General features: G+C 38.6%; 1 protein-coding gene and 1 pseudogene. Both read right to left on the reverse strand.

Annotation, left to right across the window (positions count from 1 at the left end):
• Window positions 1-298 (reverse strand): annotated as a pseudogene (locus ACY65O_RS11690) (hypothetical protein); the annotation flags it as partial.
• Window positions 299-321: 23 nt separating this feature from the next.
• Window positions 322-1,989: a GH39 family glycosyl hydrolase gene (locus ACY65O_RS11695; RefSeq protein WP_462221035.1), complete on the reverse strand. Its 1,668-nt coding sequence runs from the start codon at window positions 1,987-1,989 to the stop codon at window positions 322-324.
• Window positions 1,990-1,996: the final 7 nt, after the last annotated feature.

Below are 1,996 nucleotides of genomic sequence, written 5' to 3' on the forward strand. Positions count from 1 at the left end.
CCCATGCAAATGCTTTTACATTTAATGGCGATGGGTGCTCTGTAAAAGTTTTCATATCGCTGGTAGAAAAACAAAGCCACTCATGCATTTCGTAACCATTACGTTTTTCCGGCGCCACATCATGCCCGCTGTAGATGTACACTTTATCTTTATACACTAATGCTGCAGGGTCGGCTGTAAATTTGTGTTTGATAATTGGATTACCTGTTGCTATAAAAGTAGTGTCGCTTTTTTGAGCATTCAATGCTAATGTTGAAATACTGCCGGTAAATAATGATAGCACTAAATATAATTTCATAATCAAATATTAAAGTCAAAAAATTACCAGTCTATTTTTAACAAAGAAACAGCTTGTTGTGGTAATGAAATATTTACTGCCAATTTACCATTTATAACTTTCAATTTTTCTGGTTTACCAATTGTTTGTAACTGCCCAGCTTTTTCTAATGCGGCAATTTGTGTTGCTGTTGGATTTTGTGGCGAACCCATTTTTTTCCATACTTCATACGAATTGCTGTGCTTGTCATCAATCCTGTATTGCGTAAGTGTAACGGTTTTTACAGTAAGGCCATCGATACTAACCGCCACGGGCAACGCTGGCTTCATCACATCATCGTCATGATAATTCCATACCATTATTGTTGCCGATTTTTTTTCTTTTGCAGCCAACCCGCCTACATCATTGTAATTTCTTCTTACGCTGGAATCTACCATTGTTTTTAAATCATACATTTGGTTACCAGTAACCGCTACTCTTTTACCTTTCATTTTACCAAACATTCTAAACACATTTAAAACCGGCTTATCCACGCCGTTAGTAGCCAAATCTCTAAAGCCATAAAACCAGGGCTGGTCTTCAAATTCAAAAGCCCAGGTAACTGCACCTAAAAAATTTACTTTAAAAGAATCGGCCAGTAAATACTTTCTTGCAAAAGAAGCTGCTGTATAACTGGAGTACATGGTGCCATTGCGGTAACCATTTGAAGGGTTGGTTTTCATACCACAGGCAGCACAACCTTCGGGGTCGCTTTCGCCAATAACAATGGGTAAGTTTTTTAATTGAGGATAGGATGCTGCAAACTTAAAACCCATATAAATATCCTGTAACTGCCTTCCCATATTCATCTGTACATGATCATCCACTACTTTAGGCGACCCTTTAGCATGAAATAAAATCATATCGATGGGTGAGCCGATTTTTTTGGTAACATAATTAGTATCGTAAAAGCAATGCTTAACAAAAGCATGCATCCAGTCCTGTGCATTTTTACCTGCAGTGCCAGCTATATTTATGCCCCCAATTTTTGCAGCAGGCAGAGCTCTCTTTACAGCATCGGCTGTGTAATCATACAATTTAAAAAACTCTTCCTGCGTTCCTTTCCAGTAACCATTAGGTTCATTCCATAACTCCCACCACCAGCTTTCTACTTCTTTTTTTCCATAGCGATCAACGCTGTGCTTTACCCATTGATAAACCAACTCGGCCCATTTAGTATAATCTTTTGGCGGGTAAGCCCAACCGGTAATAATATTACCGTAAGGATCCCCCGGTTTCCAATTATGTTTATATGGAGATGGATTAGTTGACATGGCTTCGGGCATAAAACCAATTTGCGCAAGCGGCTTCATACCACGTTTTATGTAGGTGTCAAAAATACTATCTATAATTGTCCAGTTGTAAACAGCATTTCCATTTGCATCTTCGGTATAGGCATTGGTGCTGCCCCATTTTAATGCTGCAACTCCATCACCAGTAACTAACAAACTATGTGCCCTTACATACACCGGCACCGGGCTTAATGCAGCAATTTCCGAAAGCAGTTTTTTACCGTCTTTCATGTAAGTATAATTTGGTTCATCATAACCAAACCATGCCCATACCGGTTTCATATCTCCGGTTTCTTTTTTAAGATCAACGGCAATGGTTACCTGTTGTGCATTTGCAAAATTGCAAAACAACAAGCCAGCAATTAATAAATATTTCGAGATATTTTTT

Source organism: Ferruginibacter sp. (assembly GCF_031430955.1).
In the GTDB taxonomy this organism is placed as follows: Bacteria; Bacteroidota; Bacteroidia; order Chitinophagales; family Chitinophagaceae; genus Ferruginibacter.